This is a genomic window from Paraflavisolibacter caeni, assembly GCF_025628885.1.
In the GTDB taxonomy this organism is placed as follows: domain Bacteria; phylum Bacteroidota; class Bacteroidia; order Chitinophagales; family Chitinophagaceae; genus Flavisolibacter; species Flavisolibacter caeni.
In genome coordinates, this window is the sequence record NZ_JAOTIF010000013.1 from 138,164 (window position 1) to 164,064 (window position 25,901).

Sequence of the window (25,901 nt, forward strand, 5' to 3'; positions counted from 1 at the left end):
ATTATTAAAATTAAAGGGGATATGCCAATAGCATATCCCCTTATCATATATTTTCAACATCAATGCCCTATTGCATTATAATTAACAATTTTAACGAACATACATAATACATTTTTAAAATGAACACCAAACTTTTCTTCATCAATAAACCAATATCACAAACTAAACCCTAGCCATCAATAAGCGTATACACTTACATGATAACTACCCAATACCACACAAGCAACACAGAAAAACATATATTACTCTTATTTACCTAATTATAAATAATGGTATCTACTTAGTTATCAAAATTAAATTTCACTTTAACATTTATCTCAGCTATATAATGTTTTTCTTTACATTCAGATACCGATATTCCACTATTATTAGATTTTACCAAAGTTAATATCCCATGAAATCCCTTTTGCTTTGGGCACTCTTTGTTTGCCTATGTTCTTCGTATGTACATGCTACAACGTATTATTTTTCCACTTCAGGAAATGATTCGTACTCTTCAACGCAAGCAACCAATCCGTCGACCCCCTGGAAAAGTATCAACAAGTTAAACGCCATCTTTAGTACCCTTCAGCCCGGAGATGCGGTTCTCTTTAAAAGGGGGGATACCTTCTATGGCACCATTAAACCTAATAAATCCGGTACTGCTTCCGCTCCCATTACTATTGGCGCATATGGCAGCGGAAACAATCCTGTCATTACCGGTTTAGTTCCACTTACGAACTGGACATCAATTGGCAGTGGCCGTTATGAAAGCACTGATGCATCATTAGGTGCTTCGGTTGCCATGGTGACCATGAACGGTGCAGCCCAGGAAATTGGCCGATATCCCAATTCTGATGCCTCTAATAAAGGTTATTTGAATTTTGAATCACATGGTACTAACTCTATTACTGATAACGAACTACCCTCCTCCCCCAACTGGGCCGGAGCAGAAGTAGTGATCCGCAGCGCACACTGGATACTAGATCGATTAAGTATAACCGCTCACTCCGGACATACTTTAAGCTACAGTCCTGCAGCGAGTTATACACTGAAAGATGGCTATGGCTACTTTATTCAAAATGATGTGCGCACCCTGGATAAGCAAGGTGAGTGGGCATACAAGGCTTCTACCAAAAAGCTCACAGTACACTTTGGCTCCAGCACTCCTTCCAGCTTTCAAGTAAAGGCCAGTGTGCTAACCAATGTAATATACATTTCAGGTTATAACTATATTACTCTAAACAATCTTACTTTTGAAGGAGCCAATGATGATGCACTGTACATCAAATCCTCCACAGGTACACAGGTGCTTAATTGTAATATTCTCAATTCCGGCAACAATGGCATTGAAGCCACCAGCACCACAAAGCTGCAAATACTAAACAGCACTATCAACTACAGCAACAACAGTGGCATTTTCCAGACCGGCGGTAACAGCTACACTACTATCCGTAGCAACACCATCAAAAACTCTGGCATCTTTGCCGGCATGGGACAGAATGGAGCCAACAACAGCATGGGTATTCGGGACAATGGCAACAACAGCTTAATAGAATACAATACCATTGACAACTCTGGCTACTGCGCCGTTCGTTTTACCGGTAATTACACCACCATCAAAAACAACTTCATCACCAACTTTGCTTTTGTGAAAGATGATGCTGCTGGTATTTACACCGGTTCTCCGGACAAGGTGGAACGTTATGGCAGGAAACTGATTGGCAACATCATCCTCAATGGTATTGGTGCCAAGGAGGGTACTACAGATAAAACGTCTTTGCAAGTATCTGGCATTTACATGGACAACTACACCGCTGGCGTTGACATTACAGACAATACAGTATCTAATTGCGGCAAGGTGGGCATTTATGTGCACAATGCATACAAACTTAATATCAGAAACAATACCAGCTTTGATAATAATTCAGGACAGCTGCAGTTTACCTTTGATAATATAGGCTCGCGTATTACCCAGGTAAATATGAAAGACAACATCTTTGTTTCCAAGACGACGACACAAACAGTTGCTTATTTTTATACCTACCTGGGCACCAGTGATATTAACACCTTTGGCACATTAGACAGCAACTACTATGCACGCCCTATAGATGACAATTCAACCATCCGCACAGCAACCGGCCTGTACACTTCTTCACAAGTTCTTACTACCCGGACCCTTTCCGGATGGCAGTCGGCATATGTGCATGATGACCGCTCATCAAAATCACCAAAAACCCTGAGCAGCACTGTGGATCCTAATAGTTACCTGCGCCTTGAGTACAATGCATCTAATACAAGCAAGACCGTTGCATTAGATGGTACTTATATAGATATGAAGAACAAGACCTACTCAGGCAGCATCACTTTGGCACCCTATGCATCTGCAGTACTCTTGAAAACTTCTTCAACTATCACTAATCCACCGGCTCCTAACCAAGCACCAAGCGTGTCGCTGACCAGCCCTACTGCCAATGCTACTTATTCAGCACCGGCTTCTGTGCGCCTGACAGCCACCGCTACAGATACAGATGGCTCTATCAGCAAAGTGGAATTCTACAATGGTTCTACCCTGCTGCAAACAGTTAGCGCAACTCCTTACGACTGGACATGGACCAGTGTAGCGGCCGGTACTTATACTATTACAGCTAAAGCCTATGACAATAGTGGTAATGTCACTACCTCGGCTCCAATAACCATTACTGTAAATTCTAGTCAAGTTTCTAACCTGGCTCCTACAGTGTCGTTGACCAGCCCTACAGCCAATGCAACCTATTCAGCACCGGCTTCTGTTCGCCTGACAGCCACAGCTGCTGATGCAGACGGCTCTATCAGCAAAGTGGAATTCTACAAAGGCTCTACCCTGATCCAAACAGAAACAGGAGCACCTTACGACTGGACCTGGACCAATGTGGCAGCTGGTACATATACTATTACCGCCAAAGCTTATGACAACAGCGGTAAAGTAACTGTCTCTGCTCCAGTGACTATTACAGTGAAGAAGGGAGGCAACCTTGGTATGGCTATGCCAACAGAGAATAACATGACAATGAGTGCTTCGGCAAGCTTACGTCTTTACCCCAACCCTGCTTCCAGCACTATTTATGTAGACTTGAATGGACTGACCAATAACCAGCCAGCCAAACTAACCATTTACAATATGGCGGGCAGCATGGTGAAGAGTATGCCGGTAACTTTATCGGGTAATAACATCAAAGTGGACATTTCTACTTTAGTTCCTGGAACATATCTGTTGAGTGTAGCCGGAGAAGGCATCAACAGCACTCAGAAGTTCCAGAAAGTAGATTAAACCATTGAAGACAAACCTCTGTTTACTTTTACATAAAACACCATAATAATAAAAGCCACAAAAAATTTTGTGGCTTTTATTATTATGGAACGAAAAAATGAATATAAATAAGATATTATATTCATTGATAAATAAGAATATACACCTATCTTATTAATTTAAGGCAATCACACACAAATAAAACTTAAGCTATCACGCGCACACAAAACTGGAAGCACATACAATATACTTCGTAATCATCACTAGTTGATTTTACCTACACAACGAAAATATACCCCATTTTAACAGCGGAGTCGGCTTTTTATTGGTTTATTTTACACTCTGATTTGAAAAACCAATATTCTAAGCTTTAATCAAAGTTAATATCCTATGAAATCACCCCTTCTTTGGGCATTATTTATATGCCTATGCCCTGCACTTGTGCAAGCTAAAACGTATTATTTTTCCGCTTCAGGAAATGATTCGTACTCTTCTACACAAGCAACCAATCAGTCTACTCCCTGGAAGAGCATCAACAAGCTAAACGCCATCTGGAGTACACTGCAGCCCGGAGATGTGGTCCTGTTCAAAAGAGGAGAAACCTTCTATGGAACCATCAAACCCAATAAGTCGGGTTCATCCTCCGCTCCTATTACTATTGGTGCTTACGGCAGTGGCAATAATCCTGTCATTACAGGCTTTGTTACTTTAAGTAGCTGGACCTCCATTGGCAGTGGCCGCTATGAAAGCTATAATGCCTCTCTGGGATCAACCGTTGCTATGGTGACTATGAACGGCCTAGCCCAAGAACTGGGTCGCTATCCAAACAGTAATGCTTCAAATAAAGGTTATTTGAACTTTGAATCGAAAGGCACCAACTCTATTACTGATAATGAACTACCTTCTTCCCCCAACTGGGCCGGAGCAGAGGTGGTGATCCGCAGTTCACACTGGTCGCTGGACCGCATGAACATAACCAGCCATTCAGGACACACGATCGCATATAGTCCTGCAGCAAGTTATTCATTAAAGGCTGGCTTTGGCTACTTTATTCAAAATGATGTACGCACCCTGGATAAGCAAGGTGAGTGGGCTTACAAGGCATCTACCAAGAAACTCACTGTACACTTTGGCTCCAGTACTCCTTCGAGCTACCAAGTGAAGGCTAGTGTGTTAACCAACGTAGTATACATTTCAGGTTACAACTATATTACTTTTGACAACCTCACATTTGAAGGAGCCAATGATGATGCATTGTATATCAAATCCTCCACAGGTACACAGGTGCTTAATTGTAATATTCTCAATACCGGCAATAATGGTATTGAAGCCACCAGCACCACAAAGTTGCTTGTAGAAAACAGTACCATCGACTACAGCAACAACAATGGTATATTCCTGACCGGTGGCAACAGTTATACCACCATCCGCAGCAATGCCATCAAGAATTCAGGCATCTTTGCCGGTATGGGATTCAATGGAGCCAACAACAGTGTGGGTCTTCGTGACAATGGTAACAACTCCTTAATTGAATACAATACCATTGACAACTCCGGTTATTGTGCCATTCGTTTTACCGGCAACTATTCCACAATTAAAAACAACTTCATCACCAACTTTTGCTTTGTAAAAGATGATGGTGCTGGTATTTACACTGGCTCACCAGACAAAGTGGAGCGAGTAGGCAGAAAGATTACCGGCAATATCATTCTGAATGGCATTGGTGCCAAGGAAGGTACTACAGACAAAACTACCTTGCAAGCATCTGGCATTTACCTGGATAACTACACTGCCAACATCGACATTACTGACAATACAGTTGCCAATTGCGGTAAGGTAGGTATTTATGTACACAACGCTCACAAGCTTAATATCAGAAACAATACCAGCTTTGATAATAATTCAGGACAGCTGCAGTTTACTTTTGACAATACTGGCGCACGCATTACCCAGATAAATATGAAAAACAACATTTTTGTTTCAAAGACAAAGACACAAACCGTTGGTTATTTCTACACCTACCTGGGAAGTAGCGACATCAATTCATTTGGTACTTTAGACAGCAATTACTATGCACGTCCTATAGATGACAATTCAACCATCCGCACAGCAACCGGCCTATACACTTCTTCACAAGTCATAAGCGCAAGGACCCTTTCTGGTTGGCAGACGGCTTATGTGCATGATGACCGCTCCAAGAAGTCACCAAAGACCCTGAGCAGCACAGTAGATCCTAATAGTTACCTGCGCCTTGAGTACAATGCATCTAATACAAGCAAGACCATTGCATTGGATGCTACTTATATAGACATGAAGAACAAGACTTACTCAGGCAGCATTACTTTGGCCCCCTATGCATCTGCAGTGCTTATGAAAACATCTTCAAGTTCTACTGGTACAACAGCTCCCAACCAGGCTCCTACAGTAACCATCACCAGTCCGAAAGCCAATGCTACTTATACAGCACCTGCTTCTGTACGCCTGACTGCCACAGCTGCTGATGCAGATGGCTCTATCAGCAAAGTGGAGTTCTACAAAGGCTCTACCCTGATCCAGACTGAAAAAATAGCACCTTACGACTGGACATGGACCAATGTAGCTGCAGGTACGTACACCATTACCGCCAAAGCTTATGACAACAGTGGTAATGTAACTGTCTCAGCTCCGGTTACAATTACCGTGAAGAAAGCAGCCAGCCTAGGTATGGCCATGCCAACTGAGAACAATATGGAGATGAATGCTTCGGCAAGCTTACGTCTTTATCCTAATCCTGCTTCCAGCACCATTTATGTAGATTTGAATGGATTGACTAATAATCAACCAGCCAAACTGACCATTTACAATATGGCAGGCAGCATGGTGAAGAGCATGCCGGTAACCTTATCCGGTAACAACATTAAAGTGGACATTTCTACTTTAGTTCCCGGAACATACTTGTTGACTGTAGCAGGAGAAGGCATCAACAACTCTCAGAGGTTCCAGAAAATAGATTAAACAATTGAATTGAAAAATGGTGATTCCGTAGGATAATAACAAACGGGATATATCAATTATATATTCCGTTTGTTATTCACTAACATAGCCAATGCTTAAAAGTATACAAACGATCACCAACATATTAAAATGAAAATCACATAATAACACTTTTATTTATATAATAGCGAATCCATATCATTTTAAAGTAAATTTTATCAAATTATCCCTAATAGCAGCTAATGACATACACTTATATTCACAAAATAAATTGTTACGTTTTTTAAAACACAGCTTTTATTTATTTTATTTACGTACCCAATTTCGTTACCAATAATCCTTTTTACTAAAGTTAATATCCTATGAAATCACTAATGCTATGGGCATTTTTGGCATGCCTTTGCCCTTCGCTTGTGCATGCAACAACGTATTATTTTTCCACTTCAGGAAATGATTCGTACTCTTCTACGCAAGCAACCAATCCGTCTACTCCCTGGAAAAGTATTGACAAGCTAAACACTATTTTTAGTACCCTTCAGCCCGGAGACGTGGTTCTCTTTAAAAAAGGGGAAACCTTTTATGGTACTATCAAACCTACCAAATCTGGTACTGCTGCCGCTCCCATTACCATTGGTGCATATGGCAGTGGTAACAACCCGGTAATCACTGGCTTTGTTACCCTGAGCAACTGGACTTCGATTGGCAGTGGCCGTTATGAAAGCACGGATGCATCATTAGGCGCTTCGGTTGCCATGGTGACCATGAACGGTGCAGCCCAGGAACTTGGCCGCTATCCAAATTCAGATGCCACTAATGAAGGTTATCTGAACTTTGAATCACATGGTACTAACTCTATTACTGATAATGAACTCACCTCTTCCACCAACTGGGCCGGAGCAGAGGTAGTAATCCGCAGTTCACACTGGTCGTTGGACCGCTTAAGCATAACCGCCCATTCTGGGGGCACAATTACCTATAGCCCGGCAGCAAGTTATACACTAAAAGATGGCTATGGTTATTTTATTCAAAATGATGTACGTACCCTGGACAAACAAGGTGAGTGGGCTTACAAGGCTTCTACCAAGAAACTCACTGTACACTTTGGTTCCAGCACTCCTTCCAGCTATCAAGTGAAGGCCAGTGTGCTGAACAACCAGGTATACATTTCCGGTTACAACTATATTACTCTTAGCAACCTCACCTTTGAAGGAGCCAATGATGATGCACTATACATCAAATCTTCCACTGGCACACAAGTCCTCAATTGTAATATTCTCAATTCTGGCAATAATGGTATTGAAGCTAGCAGCACCAATGGATTAATGGTGGATAACAGCACCATCAGCAACAGCAACAACATTGGCATCTACTTAGTCAGCAGCACTAATAACTCGATCATCTCCAATAATACCGTCAAAAACTCTGGCAAATTTGCTGGTATGGGATACAATGGTGCCAACACAAGTGTAGGCATGCGCATTAATGGCGACAAAAACCTGGTTCAATATAATACTATTGACAGCAGCGGTTATTGTGGCATCCGCTTTGCCGGAGATTACACTGAAATCAAAAACAACTTCATCACCAACTTTTGTTTTGTAAAAGATGATGGTGCTGGCGTTTATACCGGAGCCCCTGATAAAGTGGAACGAGTAGGCAGAAAGATAACTGGCAATATCATCCTCAATGGTATTGGTGCCAAGGAAGGCACCACTGATAAAACTACCTTGCAAGCATCCGGTATTTACCTGGATAACTATTCTGCCGGTATTGACATCCAAGGCAATACAGTAGCCAACTGCGGTAAGGTTGGTATTTATGTGCACAATGCCTACAAACTTAACATCAGGGACAATACCAGCTTTGACAATAACTCAGGACAGTTGCAGTTTACCTTTGATAATGGTGGCGCACGCATTACTCAAGTGAACATGAAAGACAACGTCTATGTTTCCAAGACAAAGACACAAACTGTTGGTTATTTCTATACTTACCTGGGAAGTAGCGACATCAATTCATTTGGTACTATAGACAGCAACTATTATGCACGTCCTATAGACGACAATACCACCATCCGTACAGCAACAGGCCTGTACACATCCACACAAGTCCTCAGCACACTAGCCCTTTCTGGTTGGCAGTCGGCTTATGTACATGATGACCGCTCCAATAAAGCGCCAAAGACCTTGAGCAGCACAGTGGATCCCAATGATTACCTGCGTCTTGAGTTCAATGCATCAAATACAAGCAAGACCATTGCATTGGATGCTACTTATATAGACATGAAGAACAAGACTTACTCAGGCACCATTACCCTGGCTCCTTATACCTCTGTAGTACTGTTGAAAACAGGCGCAGCTCCTAACCAGGCGCCAAGCGTATCATTGACCAGTCCTACAGCCAATGCCATCTTTACTGCACCTGCAGGTGTAAAACTAACAGCAACAGCTACAGATACAGATGGCACCATCAGCAAAGTGGAATTCTACAATGGTTCTACCCTGTTGCAAACTGTAAATGCAGCTCCTTATGACTGGACATGGACCAGTGTGGCAGCCGGCACGTACAGCATCACTGCTAAGGCTTATGATAACACTGGTAACATTACCACTTCAACTCCGGTGTCGATTACTGTTAAGCCTAACCAGGCTCCTACTGTGTCACTTACCAGTCCTACTGCCAATGCTATTTATACTGCACCAGCTGATGTAAAACTAACAGCCAATGCTTCAGATACAGATGGCACCATCAGCAAAGTAGAGTTCTATGCCGGCGCTACCCTGCTGCAAACAGTTAGCGCAGCTCCTTATGATTGGACATGGTCATATGCAGCTGCCGGAACGTATAGCATCACTGCTAAAGCTTATGATAACACAGGCAATGTTACCACCTCGGCTCCAGTGACTATTACGGTGAATCCTAACCAGGCTCCCAGTGCAGCACTGACCAGTCCTTCAGCTAATGCTACTTATACAGCACCAGGTTCGGTTCGCCTGACAGCCACAGCGACTGACGTGGATGGCTCTATCAGTAAGGTGGAATTCTACAATGGCTCTACCCTGCTGCAAACAGTTAGCGCAGCTCCTTATGACTGGACATGGACCAGTGTAGCGGCCGGTACATATACTATTACCGCCAAGGCTTATGATAACACTGGTAACATCACCACTACTGCTCCGGTGTCGATCACTGTGAATCCTAACCAGGCTCCCAGTGTGTCGTTGACCAGTCCTACTGCCAGTGCTACTTATACTGCACCAGCTTCTGTTCACCTGACTGCCACAGCTACAGACGTAGACGGCACCATCAGCAAAGTAGAGTTCTATGCCGGCGCTACCCTGCTGCAGACAGTGAGCACTGCTCCTTACGACTGGACATGGTCGTATGCAGCTGCCGGTACGTATACAATTACTGCCAAGGCTTATGACAACAACGGCAATGTCACTACCTCGGCTCCAGTGACTATTACGGTGAATCCTAGCCAGGCGCCAAGCGTATCATTGACCAGTCCTACGGCTAATGCTACTTATACAGCACCAGGTTCGGTTCGCCTGACAGCCACAGCGACTGACGTGGATGGCTCTATCAGTAAGGTGGAATTCTACAATGGCTCTACCCTGCTGCAAACAGTTAGCGCAGCTCCTTATGACTGGACATGGACCAGTGTAGCAGCCGGTACATATACTATTACCGCTAAAGCCTATGACAATAGTGGTAATGTATCCACCTCGGCTCCTGTAACTATTACGGTGAAGGCTAACCAGGCTCCAACTGTGACAATCACCAGTCCGAAAGCCAATGCCACTTATTCAGCACCAGCTTCTGTGCGCCTGACTGCCACAGCTACAGACGTCGACGGCACCATCAGCAAGGTAGAATTCTACAAAGGCTCTACCCTGATCCAAACAGAAAAAGCAGCGCCTTACGACTGGACATGGAACAATGTAGCAGCCGGCACCTACACTATTACCGCCAAGGCTTATGACAACAGCGGCAATGTAACTGTCTCTGCTCCGGTGACTATTACAGTGAAGAAGGGAGGTAACCTTGGTATGGCTATGCCAACTGATAACAATATGGAGATGAGTTCTTCGACAAGTTTACGTCTCTACCCCAATCCTGCCACCAGCACCATCAATGTAGATTTGAATGGATTGGCCAATAACCAGCCAGCCAAACTGACCATCTACAATATGGCGGGCAGCATAGTAAAGAGTATGCCGGTAACCTTATCGGGTAATAACATCAAAGTGGATATCTCTACTTTAGCTCACGGAATGTACCTGTTGAAAATAGCCGGAGAAGGCATCGACAGCACCCAAAAGTTCCAGAAAATAGATTAATAGGGATTAGTTCATAGTAAAAAGGGCCGGAGCGAAAACTCCGGCCCTTTTTTGTTTATTGGATAGTCCTAATGCGAAGCACTCCATGGTCAGTTTTGCAAGTAACTTTCCAATTCCTCTAATGAGATTCAGTATGAAAGACCCTAAAGTTTATAACCAATCTAGCCAGGCTTTGCTTTTTGAGAAAAGGAAAGAAATTTCAAGTATTTTGAAATTAATAAAAATTATATTAATTTCATTTATATTGATTTTCCTCCATTTGGTATAGCAGAGCTTGAAAAAACTTTTTAAGGTAGTTCTTTACCCAAGAGGGATAGAAATAGGAAATTGCAGTTCAATAGCCTCAACGAAGACCAGCATATAAATAACGGTATTCTTGTTTTATTTAGACAGAATACCACATTTGAACTGTGAAAAGCAACAAGATTTTATTCATTTAATTACTTTAATCCTCTACCCCAAAAATCCTATGTTAGCTCGTGCAAACCTGTGAATCCTGACACTGAACAAATGCCAATGCTTTATTAAAAGATTACAACAATTTTAATGAAACTGACTTATGCCTCTGTGTTTGATGCTACCAATTTAAACAACTGGTCAGGCTTAGGTTATTATTATGGTGTGATGTTGGAGCAAGCGGGTTTTGATTTGAATTACCTTAACAATCTCAATACGCCCTTCCAATCACTTCATTCCATGAAGCAACATCTGGTAAAAAGGATGGCAGGAAAATTATATTCCCGCCACTTTAATATCAATGTATCCAAGACATACGCACAAATAATTCAGAAAAAACTAGGTGCGGGATCTGCCATCTTCTCTCCTAACACAATTGTACTGGCACATTTAGGAAGTGAATATAAACGGATACTTTATGCAGACGCTACTTTAGAGCGCCTTCTGCATCTTTATCCTAATTATTCAAATTTGACTAAACAGTGCGTTATTGAGGGTCATGAGATTGACAGGCAAGCCATTCATAATAGTGACCTACTGATTTATTCCTCGCAGTGGGCAGCAGATTCTGCAATCAATTTTTACAATGCTGACCCCAAAAAAATCTCAATTGCTCCTTTCGGAGCCAACTTAAAGAGTGTACCAGCGTATTGTGACATAAAAAATATCATCAAAAAAAGAGCCTCCAATAATGAAATCCACATTCTTTTTTTAGGTGTCGACTGGATCAGAAAAGGAGGCGACAAGGCTCTTGAAGTTATCAACAGATTGAATGAAAATGGATTGAAAGCTACCTTACATATTGCCGGTATCAAAGGGAAGTTGCCGATCAATGAGCAAAATAACATCGTTAATCATGGATTTATAGGAAAAGACTCTATAGATGGGGAGGAAAAGCTAGCTGAATTATTTTCAACCTGCCATTTTTTATTACTTCCGACTATAGCTGATTGCACACCTGTTGTTTTTTCTGAAGCCAATGCTTTCGGCATGCCTTGTATCACGACTAATGTAGGTGGCAATAGTTGTATTGTTCGCAATGACATCAATGGGAAAGTGTTTGATCCGTCGATCTTTATTGAAGAAGCGGTTGATTATATCCAGGAAATAACACAGTCAACCCAGAAATATGAGCAACTTTGCCTTTCCTCATATGACCGATATTGTACAGAATTAAACTGGACAACAACCGGCAAAAAGATATTTAAACTTATTAATGACTTGTAGTAGTATCCAGATGAATGAACGCATTCCACCAATCCCACCTGTGATTCATCCCGTGTCAACTCAGGACGAACGTCCTTTCTGGTCAGTGATGATACCAACTTATAATTGTATCAATTATCTTGAAAGAACCTTACGTAGTGTACTTATCCAGGATCCCGGTTTGGAAAGGATGCATATTGAAGTCGTGGATGATTGTAGTACAGATGGAAACGTGGAAGCACTAATTAAAGATATCGGCAAAGGGAGGATTTCCTATTACAGGCAACCTAAAAATGTAGGAAGCCTGAGAAATTTTGAAACATGCCTCAATAGATCAAAAGGTTATTGGGTGCATCTTTTACACGGGGATGATATGATAAAAACAGGCTTTTATTCAGAGGTTGAATCCCTAATTAATCAATTTCCGGATGTTGGTTCTGCAATAACAAGCTTTTGTGCTATTAATGAAGACGGTCATGAATCAAAACCGTTAAACGCCTACTTAAAGAAAAAGCCAGGTGTTTTAGATAACTGGCTTTATAAGATTGCATCTGCGCAACGTGTACAGCCTCCATGTGTAGTCGTAAAAAGAGAGGTTTATGAAAAACTCGGGGGCTTTTTTGGTGTTGAATATGGAGAGGATTGGGAAATGTGGATAAGGATAGCGGCACACTATCCTGTGGCTTTTTCACCGGCCTGCCTTGCCATGTACAGAACTCGTAAATTGAATATCAGTAATCAAAGTATTATATCAGAACAGAATTATATAGATCTTTTAAAAGTTATAGATATTTCCCAAAAGTATCTGCCCGAAAGGAAAAGAAAAGACGTGAGAAAAAAAGCTTTGCAGAATTTCTCTATCAGTTATGCACGTTCATCTTACAGGATTTATAAAGAAGACCATAAAAATGCAGTTTCCTTTATTTTGGCAAAACAAGCTTTGAAAATGAATAAAAACATCAGGAGCTTTTATTGGATCATTCGCTTACTGAGTTCCTATTTTAAAAATTTTATACTTTCAAAAAGGGTTGCCAAAACCTTAAAAGGTACATAGTTAGTTATTGATTATGCATGCATTAAAAAAGGAAGCTTGTTAAAAGCTTCCTTTTTTAATCAGATAAGATTGAGGATTAGTCTACAAACAATCTGCGCTGTATCTGGCCTAGAGGTAACTGGATTTGAATCAAATAAATTCCAGCCAGCAACTGTTTACTTACTGAAAATATGGTACTGGCATTACCATTATTATCTGTGGTTAATTGCCGCACCTCCAATAAATGCCCGCTCATGTCAATTAAATAAAGAGTTATTTTTTCATGCTGGCCTATATTCTGGACCTCCAGATGTACATCACTCTTCTTACTTGGATTAGGATACAACTTCACCTGGCTAAGCGTTTGGTTTTCAGAAATTGTAGATGTAGTCGCGGCCTGATCAACCACAGTAAACCCTACTGTTAATGAAGTGCCAGCAGTACCAGCACCACCGGTAGATGTAAAAGGTGTAGCCTTTAGCGTATAGGAGCCCGTGGCCGGAGTCCAGCCATAATAATCCCCACTGTTGTTATCACCAAAGAGCGCATACGGTGCACGGCTTTCTATAACGTTTTTCGTCTGTGCGCCAGTTAAGGCAAACACCACGCTACCTACTGTAGACGGATTGGTATTGGCCCTAATGTTCAGGCTACGGCTTGGCAGGGTCGCCAAGTTTAGCGTACTTCCATTGGTAAGTGTCTGAATGGGTTGGTCTGTCTCTGCATTAATGAGAGTGAAAGTTGCTACCTGCTGCGTGGTTGCCGCTCCAGGTGCTCCTTTCCGCACCAGCGTTGAAAAATTACCGCCAGCATAATAGATAGCGCCTTTCAGTGTAACGCCTACACCAGCCGATTTTGTTTCGGGTAGTGGGGTAAGATCTACCCATGTATTAGTAGAGGGCGTATATGCTAAAACACGCTTGGATTTTACATTGTGGGACGTTTCACCTCCCAATACCAAAATCCGGTTGCCTATTACAGTAACAGCCGATGATATATGATCCAGCCCAATCGGCATATCAGCCACTCTTGTCCAGGTATCTGTATTAGGATCATAAACCTCCACAGTTTTTTGCGTTACAGTTGCTGCATCCTGATGATGGGCTCCGCCAATAAAATATATTTTACCTTCAAATACAGCAGAACCAGGATGGTTGCGGGGATCTGAAAGAGGTGCCATGGCCTTCCACCCGGCAGGAAGATTGTCTAAATCCAACGCATAATGAATCGCAACATCTGCACGGGACAAATTGGCCCCACCCATGTAATGAAGTTTGCCATTTAGATATTGTAACTGCCCGGCAGCTAATTCTACGGGCAGATTCGGCAAAGCGGTATAAGTGTTTGTTGCCACATTATATCTGAAAACCTGTTTGGTACCAAATACCTGGCCTGTACCCGTTGAATTGGATTTATATCCTCCAGCAAAATAAATATCAGTGCCATCTGTAGCCAAGCCTTCATGGGTGATACCACCAAAGTCTGCACCGTTTGGTGTATGAGGCAAATCTGCAATAGCACTCCAACTGTTAGTAGCCGGATCATATACAAATGAACGTTTGGTAGGTGTCCAATAGCTAGGACGTTTTAGAATATCATAACCTCCAAAAATATACAGCTTACCATCGACTACAGCCCCATGGATTTCATGAGTTCCATATGGCTCACTGGCAGCGCTACCCCAGCTGATTGCACTAAAATCAGGAGTATTGGTTCCGTTAGCAACATTAATAACCGTACTAGCGTTATCAGCAAGACCTCCTCCATCCGAAGCCCTTACCACCAAGGAGTAACTGCTTTGGCTATGATAATTTAAGGTTTTGGCCACCCTGATCTGCCCTGTAGACGCATTGATGGAAAAAGCCCCATTGGTATTTCCCGACACAATGGAATAACTCAGGGCATCCCCATTAGCATCACTGGCACTCACCTGCCCCACCAGGCTACCCACAGCTGCATCATCCTGCAGTGAATAGCTGTAACTGGCCGGGGAAAACACCGGAGCCGTATTACCTGCACTGGGCTGAGAAATGCTGAAGTCTTCAAAACTATAAGTCACGGCTGTGGTGGCATTGCGGTGGGTGGCATAAATACCCCCATAGGCTGTGCTGGCCGTCAGCCCCATGCCGGCAATCGAAACCGTCTTGGGGCTGTAGGCCGCCCCCACATTCACATAACTGACCCCATCGGTGGAATAAAACCCCTCGGCTGTATTGGCAGTGGGATCTACCACCAGGCGTAAGCGCACGATCATGGTGTTCAGATTGGCGATAGTTCCTGTGATGCGCTGATCCGGATTGGAGGTACCGCTCACCGTACTGGAGAGGTCATTGAGCTCGCGGCGCAGTTCCACCTTATTGGCGGAAACCGACAGCTTTACAAAGGTTTTGTCCCCCAGACCAAACCACAGCCCCCCCTGCTGGCTGGAGGTGCCATTGAAGGGATTGATGAGGGTGGTTTCCAGGCGCAACAGGCCCCGGCTGTCTACTTTTACACCCAGGGCATTGATTTGGTTATTGTTGGTGAGGTAGGCAATGCCTTTGTTGGTAAGGATCTGCAAGCGGCCGCTGCCCAGGGTGAGTTGGGCGGCTTCATAGCCGGGTACACTACTATTGGAGGGGGTGCCGTCCTGGGTGAGGCGGGTACCGCTGTAGGCATCCACCATAGTAAAGCCGGTGCCGGCTCCATTTTTATCAGTGATGGTTCCTGCCACAGAGCTGCTGAAGGACAGGCTAACAGGCAGGCTCACTTGTACATTGCCACAGGGCAGGGTGCTGATGGGCGGGCATTGTGCTAGAGCAGCCTCAAAACTGCCAGAAATAATCAGAACAACCAATAACCAGGTTATTGGCAAGTGAAACGATAGAGAAGGGTAAAAAAATGTAGAACCCAATTTCATAGTCTAAGCATTTATGAGTAAAGAAACTACTTCAGCAGTAAAAATTGTGTACCAGTGATTAGAGCAAGGGATAATGGAAGGGGGACATTCGAAGGATAGTAGAATGCGCGCTCCAAAGGGTTGAGGAAAGTTTACTTTAAAGTTATGATTTTATTTTAACTGACACCTGCCAGTTTAATTAAAAATAAATTGCTAAGAAAGATCCTCGATGGTAATTATTGAATTTCCTGATACTCTATAACTCTATAATTTAAAATTCAAACAAGATCACCTGTAGTGATTTAAAAAATTATTGGTACAACTTTTATAATCTTTAGTATATTTAACATGCATTAGTTTCCTCAACTTATGGAATCATAGAGTGAGCATATGCGTTCACTATGACAACAGAACATCTGTTCTTATTCGCACTCCACCTCTTGAAGACAAGAAACTGTAGAGAACCCATCCTGTTAAGACGAATCTCTCTTGAAACATTGTACAGACTCATCTGTATAAGTCTTATATGAACATTCATAAATGTTTGATATGAAAAAGGCCTCTATCCTCCTGTTTGGCATCTTATTGATGTCTTTGATTTCGCATAGTATTACATATTATGTTAGCCCTTTAGGGAATGATGTGAACACAGGGACTTCGACAGGTGCTCCATGGAAAACAATTTCTAAGGTTAATTTGAAAGACTTTAAGGGTGATACTATTTTATTTCAGGGAGGCAGCACTTTTCCTGGAAGTTTATACTTCACAGCTACAGATATCGGTACAAGTACTAAACCAATTGTAATTGGCTCTTACGGCACTGGCAGAGCAACCATAAACAGTGATACCTTATTTGGCATATATATATACAATTCGGCAGGTTTTATAATAAAGGATCTCATTGTTAGTGGAGTAAACCGCCTTACTAATAAAAAGCCAGGAATTTCTATATATATGGATATACCTAACAAATGGTTATCATTTTTGAGGTTAAATAATCTAGATATATCTGGATACCGTGAAGCAGGTATTTCCATTGGCAGTTGGGCCACGGCAGGCGGCTTTAAAGATATTTCCATTACTAATTGTATTTCTCATGATAACGGGATGGCAGGTATTTCAACCTTTGCCATGCAACCTTATATTCAAAGAAATGTTTACCTGGGATATAATAAAGTGTATAACAATTCGGGAATAGCAGAACTAACAACAGGAAATAGTGGGAGTGGAATCTCATTAGGAGGTGTAGACGTGGCAGTTGTAGAATATTGCACATCCTATAATAATGGATGGCTGCATAAATCAGCGGATGGCGGTCCAGTTGGTATTTGGGCCCACGCGTCAGACAGCGTTACATTTCAATTCAATGAGTCGCATCATAATAAAACAGGTACCACTAAAGACGGAGGAGGATTTGATTTTGATGGAGGATGTACCAACTCTGTCATGCAATATAACTATTCGCATGATAATTATGGAGGCGGGTATTTGGTTGCTCAATACAACGGAGCACCCCTAATGAAAAATATCACTATCAGGTATAATATTAGCGAAAATGATGGCCGTAAAGGTGATCAAGGATCAATTCATATGTGGGCTTCAAGTACTAGCGGAGGAATCCAGACGGTTAAAATATATAATAATACCATATTTGTTAAACCAAGTACAGGAGCTACGCCAAAAGGATTTTACATAAGAAGTGGCCCAATAACGGATGTAAAACTAAGAAACAATATACTTCAAACAACGGGAGGTGTTCCACTAATACAGGTAACTTATAATACATCTGCCTGTACGATGCAAGGGAACAGTTATTGGTCTTCGGGCAGCACATTCAAGATAACCTGGGGTGCCACAACCTATTCGTCTCTCACGTCATGGCGGTCTGCTACAGGTCAGGAGAAAATCAATGGGGTTGCCAGCGGCCTTCAGACAGATGCCCAATTTGCGGATACAACCCAGGGGGTTACTTTCAACGATCCAACGAATTTGACAACACTTAAAAGATATAAGTTATTATCAACGTCAGCTCTAATTAATAAAGGTTTAAACCTGAAGACCCAATTCAATATAAATATAGGCTCACAGGATTATTGGGGAAATAGCCTTGTTAATAAAACAACGTTTCATATTGGTGCTTTTCAAGGAACCCCGATCACTACAACTGCTTCACAATCTACTTTGAATGAAATAACAGCTAGAGATAATAATATTGAAATGAACCTAGCATTAAGTGCGAACCCAGAATCGCAATTTAAAAAAGATGTTTTACATGTATCATCTGTGCCTGGGCAAAATAACCTGGTTATTAATTTCGCACTGGCCAAACAAGGAAGAGCTTCCATCGCAATATTTAATATACAAGGACAATTAATAACGCGAGTTTTTGCAGGAGACAGTAATCCAGGTGAATACAAACAACTTAAAGTTGAAAACGATAGGTTAACCAACGGCATTTACCTGGTAAGCATGCAAGTAAACGGAAAAGTTATTACTAAAAAAATCCTATTGAGTAAATAAACATTAAATGCACCAATATAACATGTTATGTGAAGTTATCATCAATGTACATAGCTTGCATTTACCTTATACTTTTTAATCCAGGCATTTACAATTTGTTGAATGGTTTCTTCCAAACTTACGGTAATATCCCATGCAGGGTAATGAGCTTTTAATTTGCTTAAATCACTGTAATAGCATATGTGGTCTCCTTCTCTATTTTTATCAATGTATTCATAGTCCTGCTTTTTTCCGGAATAATGTTCTGTAATCGCAAAAGCTTCCAGAATAGAACAGGTATTTTTTTTGCCGCCTCCCAAATTATATACTTCACCCGACCTTGGGGTTTTGATAAATTCTTCCATAAAACGGGCAATATCATAGGAATGTATGTTATCCCTTACCTGTTTTCCTTTATATCCATACACAAGATACTTTTTACCTTCAATATTACATTTTACCAGGTAACTTAAGAAGCCGTGTAGTTCTACTCCACTGTGATTTGGTCCTGTTAAGCATCCACCCCGCAAACAACAAGTAGGCATATTGAAATATCGTCCATACTCTTGTACCATTACATCTGCTGCTACTTTAGATGCGCCAAACAATGAATGTTTTGATTGATCAATTGTAAAAGTTTCAGGAATACCTTTCAGGAAGGTGTCGTCATCATAATCCCAGCGGGTATCACATTCTTTCAATCTGATTTTGTTGGGAGCATCTCCATAAACCTTGTTCGTACTCATGTAAATGAAAGGAGCTTCCGGGGCATATTGCCTTGTAGCTTCCAGCAGGTTGAGTGTGCCTACCGCATTCGTGTCAAAGTCATCAAACGGAATAGCAGCAGCTTTATCATGACTTGGCTGTGCTGCAGTATGCACAACCGCATCAGGTTTTATTTGTCGGATCAAATCATTGATCCCGGTTCGGTTTCTAATATCCAGTTCATGGTGATGAAAATTTTTCAGTTCGGCCTGCAAGCGCTGCTGGTTCCATCGGGTATCCCCTTGTGGTCCAAAAAACACAGCCCGTTGATTATTGTCGATTCCATGAATTTCATAGCCTTTGGCTTCGAAGTGGAAACAAACTTCAGAACCTACCAATCCTGAAGATCCTGTAATTAAAATTTTTTGCATAATTGTAGTGTAATTTAATGTGTGATTTGTTTTTCCCAGGACAGGCCAAATCAACTTTTCGGAGCATAGCTTTTCCGGAAAGTAACATTAGGATAGTAATTCTTTTTGAAAGAAATTAATTGTAGCCAAAGTCGGAATAACACTTCCCAGTATCCTCCCCCAACTTTCAATAGCTTAAATGAAGATATACCCATATCAGGCGTGCGGTTTATCCAGGAAATAGGAACTTCCTTTACTTTGAAACCCATTAACAATGGAAGAAATCCTGTTTCCGCATTGATAGCAAATCCAGGTTGAGTTAATTCGAGTTTTTCAATTACTTCCCGGCGCATCAACTTAAGATTATTGGTCAGGTCTCTGAAACCCCTGAAAAACAAAATCCTGGCCAAAAGGTGAAATGCTCTGTTAGCAATAATTTTCTGAAATGGATAGTTCAATAAAACACTATGCCTGGAAAAACGGCTTCCAACTACAACATCATACCCTTTGGCCGCAGCATCAAACAGATCGCGAATCTCAGGGAGAAGGTGTTGAAAATCACAATCCATTGATAAAATATATTGACCTGTCGCTACTTTGTAGCCATCAACAATTGCCCTACCAACGCCATTGGGAGGTGTGCGAAAAACAGGCTTGATCATGTCATATCTCTCATATAACATCGCGATGACCTCTCTTGTTTTATCCAGGCTATTATCGTCTACAAGAATAATTTCATGGATATATTCACCATAAATTCTGACCAACGATGTAACCAAAGGTTCGACATTCATTTCTTCATTATGACATGGTACAACTATAGATACTTTACCTTTTAACTGTTCATGATAACAAAGAGAAACTTGAGGTAAAGGCAGATTTTTCGGAGGCTTTTGAGCATGAATTAAAATAGATCCGGCGAGTGTACGGATAAAAGGTACATTTTCAAGAAGAATAGAAAGATTCCTAAGCAACCACACTCCTTTAGGCGTAAGAGGCGCATACACAAAGTCGTTGAATACAGCAAATACTTTTATAAAGCCTAACTGGGAGAAAAGTTCATACAACTTTGAACGGTTGACCAGTTGCCTTTGATCAGGACTTCCAAAAAGTTTATTCACAAACCTGTTGGCTTGTAACATTACGTTCCAGGGGTTACTTTCATAAAGAATAATTTGCCCCCCAGGAGCCAGCAAATCGTACATATTTTGTAATATCCATGAACAGTTTGACTTATCTAGTATGTCCATGGCAATTATATAATCAAAAGACCTTCCTTTTAAAAAACCAGGAAATGATGAGAGATTCAAAAACTCTACGGACGGATATTGCGTGTCCAATCCGGTAATCTCCTTTTGAAATGTTGCCGCAGTAATAGAATTTTCACCACGGCAAACTTTATAAAGTTGTTCGGTAAATTGTCCTTTACCGCAACCTAATTCTAAAATAGATTGACCGGGCAAAAGATGGACTAAATGACGGAAGCTTTGTGCCCGCCAAAGCAATCTGTCTTTAACAATCGGATCGCGTTTTTGCCAATACTTATCTCTATATTGCTCCCGGCGTAAAAGCACATCAATCCCTGCCAACTTTTCTTTTTTTGCTGACATAAATAATTGTATTAGATAATTAATCTGTTGTTATATTGAGACTATTTTCTTATTTTTTACTTCAAGAATATTTATACAATGAGGTCAAAAATTCCTGCAATAAAATTTTTTCCAAATGCTGGTTATTCATTATCTCATACTGCTTTGACAAAGGGGCCGGAGATTACTGTATGGGCTATATGGGCAATAATGCTGCTAGCAGCAATTATCTGTATCATTCTTTATGGCCGTAATATTCCCATTGCTGAAGATTGGCTAATGGTTAAGCCGCTTACAGGAAACGAGCCAAATTTTGTTTCATGGCTTTGGAAACAAAACAATGAACATCGTATTCCATTACCAAAGTTAATTTACTTGTTTTTTTTAAAAATAACAAATGGCGACTTTCGTTCAGGAATGGTTTTAAATGTTCTTTCAATTGGGTTACTCTCTGCCATGCTCATCAAATTCTTTAATTATATACGCGGAGGCAAAACGGATTATACAGATGCTATTTTCCCGATTGCATTACTTCACATCGGAAATTGGCCAAATTTATTCTGGAGTTGGCAGTTTACTTTTGTGCTTCCTACCATATTAACCTGTTTACTGATAATGATTATCGTTCAGTATTCAAATTTTCTTAGCTTTCGTTTAGCTATAATAGTTTCTATTTGTTTAATCTCGCTGCCTTTATGCGGCGCAAATGGCCTTATTTATCTAATGCCAGTCATACCTTGGTTAGCATATGAAGGATATTTACATCTTCATAGCCATGAATCAGGCGCTAATCGAAAGGTTGGCTTCCTTTTGTATGCTGCTATATTATTAACAATTCTGATCGTAGGCGTTTATTTTATAGGTTATGTCCGCCCATGGTGGAACCCACCCAGCCCCAATATAACAGCTACTTTAAAAACAAGCGCAAAGTTTTTAGCCCTGGCCTATGGTCCTGCAGCATCCATTTCCTGGCGCTTATCATCTGCATTCGCTCTGACTCTGGTTATTGCTACAACCATTTTACTCCTTTTTGTACTTCCTAAAACCAAAGGAAGAGAATTTCAAAGAGCTTTGGGGTTATTCTTTTTCCTGGGCGCAAGTTTGGTTTTCGCTTTAGCAATTGGTTGGGGACGTGCAGCATTGGTGCCGACAGTAGGCCTGCCTGAACGTTATGTATTACTTGCTATACCAACACTGGTTATTTGCTATAGCGCCTGGGAACTTTATGGACTTCCTGTTATGCGAAATATTGTCAAATGGAGCTTGTTTCTCTCAATGATTATATTGTTTTTTGATAATACGCGTGCTGGCCTTAATTATCGTAACTACCAAGTTTATGGTTCAGATGCTGTTATCAAAGATATAAGGCTAGGTGTACCACATTCCGTACTTGTAGAGCGCCATCAAAATTTCCTATTACATTGGGATAAGCAATTGCTTAGTTCAAGTATGGAACAACTTAAAATGGCGGGTATGGGCCCCTTTAAGTATATGAAGGAGGACACTATTTACCCGCACAGCCAAACTTCAAAGAACACTTTTGGTATAAAATAATCTTGAACAAACTTTCTATTTTGATGCTACAAGGCAAAAACCTTATTTTTCTTACGGATTTTATCGATTATGCAGGTTGAGCTAATTGATTAGATGATATATAACTTGCCAATTCCTTTGCTTCCATTTCACTGGGCAGGTGGTGTTCAAATGGAATAGTTACAGGTTTGCAAATGTAAGTTTGTGCAAAAGGCTCTTTAAAGTTGTATTCTATTGCAAATCCTGCTGTTTCCAAAAGAGATTTTATACAACTTGGGGTTAGTCCCCAAAACCAGTTACCATAACCTTGATCTGGCTCAAAAGCATCTGAGATACCTACTTGTTTCTTTAAAGATTTTAATCTCCACAGTTCTCGATCCTTTGACTGTAGCATAGGATAATATATTGCGCCATTAGGTAAACCATCCATTTCTGGAATTGCTGAAGTCCTAAGGATCAACTTAGTTTTACAAATACTGCGCAATGCAACTAACAAATCAAAGGGGCTAGGATGATGATACAACACTCCAGCACAAAAAACAATATCAACCATACCAATTCTGGCAAGTGTATTACGATTACCCACATCACCTAAAATAAACTCCACCTTAGAATTGCGCTCCCTTTTTTTCGCTTCGAATTCTGGTGTCGGGCCGAAAACATCTACCCCTTTAACCTCAGTTGCTCCACATTCTTCAGCAAAGAACACATGATCCCCATTTACCCCCCACATACATCCAATATCAACAAAACTTGCACCGGGAAAAACATTATTTCTAATAAATTCGGGTAAGCGGTGGTAGCTTCCAACGTGTTCTCCGCGCCAAACTTTCCATTTACGCCAAAGAAGGGATCCATAAGTTGTTTTAAGGAATTTCACTTTTAGTTTGTACATCATGTTGTAAATGTTTAATAGATAAAAAATTTATGATAGACAGAAATTATCTTACTACAACTTCTACAGTAGAAATATTTGACTGCTTGTTCACTTGTCCGTATTCAAAATACTTTTTTAGCTTTAAAAAAGGCAATTCAATAATTTTCCAAGACAAAATGCTAACGAGTAAAAGGATAAAGAAATTCTCTACAAACAATAACGGCTTTTGATATTTATTCAAAAACTCTGGTAAAGCATTATTAACATAAGATAATACGTTGTACGAGTAGTAGGGCAAAATAAAATGGTATAGATAAATCCCGTAGCTTATTTTGCCTAGGCCTATAAGAATCTTGTTTCTTAATATAAATGAAAACATCGAATACCTTTTCTCTTTATTTCGATAGATGTAAGCAATAAGCCCAAAAGTGATCAAGGAAGTAAGAATCCTGCGGTCAAAAAAAGCAATTGTATAGTTCTTGTTGAAAATGGTTACTGTAAAACTTAATATAGCAATTAAGTATATAAATAAATAACTGTTTTGTAAAACATTGGGTTTATAATAGTTGATCCATGATAAAAGAGAACCTAGACCTAAAGAAAGCAAACAGGCAGGAGTTAACATATAGGAGAAACCATTTCTGAAAAGAAAAGTAAAACCTGGTAGACTTGTATAAATAGCATATATACTTATATAGCCTATTAATATAAAAGTGATAATGATTGCTAAAATATTCCTCTTATTTACGAATAGAATGATCCAGGGCCAAATAAAATAAAACTGCTCTTCAACAGCTAAGGACCATAAATGTGTAAACTCACCCCATTGTTGCGTATGAAAAATATAAAAGTTGGATGTATAAGTGAGATAATATAAGAACCCATGTGCCTGAGATTGATGCCCTAGAAAAAATACAAAGAAGACAACTAAATAATAAATGGGGAATATCCTGATAGCCCTTCTGAAAAAGAAGTTTTTAAAGGCCTGAACTTTCGGAGTACCCAAAGTTTCAGCCTTATTCTTATTTTCAAACAATATTCCTGAAATGAGAAATCCACTTAAAACAAAGAACATGGCAACACCATCAAATTTATCTGTTATAAATTTCCCATGCAACCAATGATGAAATATAACTATTAAGGCTGCAATAGCTCTAATACTATCTAACTCCTTAATGTATTTCATTTAGTACACTTTTAAAACATTGTCCAATAATCTGTAAATCCTACTCAATTTGTACAGTATATAAATACTTATAAAATTTCAATGGCTATCATAATACCTTAATGGTATTATCTGAATCAACTTTTCAAAATAGGGTTAGGACTTAAAACCATTACTCCTTTCATACCTTGATTGTATGAAATCATTTACTTTCCACCTGCCTTTTCAAATAAAGCAATAAAGTATTAAGTTTTATATAAGCGATCTGTACTTAAAGTATCTAAAGCTAAATTCCAAGAGAGAAGAAAATATTTTGGATTTTAAAGTGCTTCATAGTGTCTGATATGCTACGCCTATAATTCCATTCAGCTACTTTTATTTTATTATGGATATCAGACAAATAAGATTTCTTTCTATAGAGCGGGATAATACTGATTTAAAGCTACTAATTTTTTAATTTGTTTACAACAGATTGCTTTATAAATTTTTTTTATGGTTGAAACAATTATTTTAGACCATTTCAATCATCTAAATAGTTTTTAGATACGTAGTTTGTTTAATAAGCATTCTTGTTCTTTATTGTAGCATTTTCTTTTGGAGGAATATAGCGGGCACTTCTGCCTAACTTTTTAACTCGCCATAAAGAGCTATAAAATGCCCAGGGACCTAATATATTTCCGGCTATTTCCAATAATATCATGGATATGGGAAAGTTACTGCGTCCAACCAAACTCTTCGCAAACCTTATCATGTGTATTTTCGGCAATTCATAAAATATTCTTTTATATCCCCGCCAATCATTATCATTTAACCAGGTGTGTAAATGATAAGCTACATGGCCCCTACTATAGTTATAAACTTGACGTTTTAAGGCTTTCATATCTTTTCTATGTTTATGCCACACATAGGCATCTGCCTGGTAGCAGATGGTGTAACCTGCCTTGAGCACTTTATAGAACATGTAGG

At 40.4% G+C, this 25,901-nt stretch carries 12 protein-coding genes and 1 pseudogene; 7 read left to right on the forward strand and 6 right to left on the reverse strand.

The window, feature by feature from the left end; translation table 11 throughout:
* The first annotated feature begins 394 nt into the window (after positions 1 to 394).
* From OCK74_RS15955 to OCK74_RS15975, 5 genes are all read left to right on the forward strand, one after another.
* Positions 395 to 3,289, forward strand: coding sequence for an Ig-like domain-containing protein (locus tag OCK74_RS15955; RefSeq protein ID WP_279298056.1), 2,895 nt, complete (start codon positions 395 to 397; stop codon positions 3,287 to 3,289).
* Between the two features lie 369 nt (positions 3,290 to 3,658).
* Complete coding sequence (locus tag OCK74_RS15960; protein WP_279298057.1) at positions 3,659 to 6,262, forward strand: Ig-like domain-containing protein; 2,604 nt, start codon at positions 3,659 to 3,661, stop codon at positions 6,260 to 6,262.
* Positions 6,263 to 6,603: 341 nt separating this feature from the next.
* On the forward strand, positions 6,604 to 10,584 hold the full coding sequence (locus OCK74_RS15965) for an Ig-like domain-containing protein (protein WP_279298058.1): 3,981 nt from the start codon (positions 6,604 to 6,606) through the stop codon (positions 10,582 to 10,584).
* Between the two features lie 546 nt (positions 10,585 to 11,130).
* Positions 11,131 to 12,267 carry a glycosyltransferase family 4 protein gene (locus tag OCK74_RS15970; RefSeq protein WP_279298059.1) on the forward strand — a complete coding sequence of 379 codons (1,137 nt, stop codon included), beginning with the start codon at positions 11,131 to 11,133 and terminating at the stop codon, positions 12,265 to 12,267.
* On the forward strand, positions 12,257 to 13,300 hold the full coding sequence (locus OCK74_RS15975; protein ID WP_279298060.1) for a glycosyltransferase family 2 protein: 1,044 nt from the start codon (positions 12,257 to 12,259) through the stop codon (positions 13,298 to 13,300). The genes OCK74_RS15970 and OCK74_RS15975 overlap by 11 nt, the downstream gene beginning before the upstream one ends.
* Before the next feature lie 76 nt (positions 13,301 to 13,376).
* Here the strand turns inward: OCK74_RS15975 and OCK74_RS15980 are convergent, their stop codons facing one another.
* Complete coding sequence (locus tag OCK74_RS15980) at positions 13,377 to 16,178, reverse strand: cadherin domain-containing protein (protein WP_279298061.1); 2,802 nt, start codon at positions 16,176 to 16,178, stop codon at positions 13,377 to 13,379.
* Between the two features lie 528 nt (positions 16,179 to 16,706).
* Between OCK74_RS15980 and OCK74_RS15985 the strand changes: the two genes are divergently transcribed.
* Positions 16,707 to 18,677 carry a T9SS type A sorting domain-containing protein gene (locus OCK74_RS15985; protein ID WP_279298062.1) on the forward strand — a complete coding sequence of 657 codons (1,971 nt, stop codon included), beginning with the start codon at positions 16,707 to 16,709 and terminating at the stop codon, positions 18,675 to 18,677.
* A gap of 41 nt (positions 18,678 to 18,718) precedes the next feature.
* Here the strand turns inward: OCK74_RS15985 and OCK74_RS15990 are convergent, their stop codons facing one another.
* Entirely contained in the window at positions 18,719 to 19,792 is a 1,074-nt protein-coding gene (locus OCK74_RS15990) for an NAD-dependent epimerase/dehydratase family protein (protein WP_279298063.1), read from the reverse strand.
* A 50-nt stretch (positions 19,793 to 19,842) separates the two neighbouring features.
* The gene (locus OCK74_RS15995) at positions 19,843 to 21,381 is read right to left on the reverse strand and encodes a glycosyltransferase (protein WP_279298064.1); all 1,539 of its coding nucleotides are present in this window, start codon (positions 21,379 to 21,381) and stop codon (positions 19,843 to 19,845) included.
* Positions 21,382 to 21,459: 78 nt separating this feature from the next.
* On the opposite strand from OCK74_RS15995, the gene OCK74_RS16000 reads away from it, so the two are divergent.
* Positions 21,460 to 22,914, forward strand: coding sequence for a hypothetical protein (locus OCK74_RS16000; RefSeq protein WP_279298065.1), 1,455 nt, complete (start codon positions 21,460 to 21,462; stop codon positions 22,912 to 22,914).
* Positions 22,915 to 22,981: 67 nt separating this feature from the next.
* Here the strand turns inward: OCK74_RS16000 and OCK74_RS16005 are convergent, their stop codons facing one another.
* The 3 genes and pseudogenes from OCK74_RS16005 to OCK74_RS16015 form a co-directional block, all read right to left on the reverse strand.
* Entirely contained in the window at positions 22,982 to 23,791 is an 810-nt protein-coding gene (locus OCK74_RS16005; RefSeq protein ID WP_279298066.1) for a class I SAM-dependent methyltransferase, read from the reverse strand.
* 43 nt (positions 23,792 to 23,834) lie between these two features.
* Positions 23,835 to 24,956: an acyltransferase family protein gene (locus tag OCK74_RS16010; RefSeq protein WP_279298067.1), complete on the reverse strand. Its 1,122-nt coding sequence runs from the start codon at positions 24,954 to 24,956 to the stop codon at positions 23,835 to 23,837.
* A 535-nt stretch (positions 24,957 to 25,491) separates the two neighbouring features.
* A pseudogene (locus tag OCK74_RS16015) lies at positions 25,492 to 25,901 on the reverse strand (hypothetical protein); the annotation flags it as partial.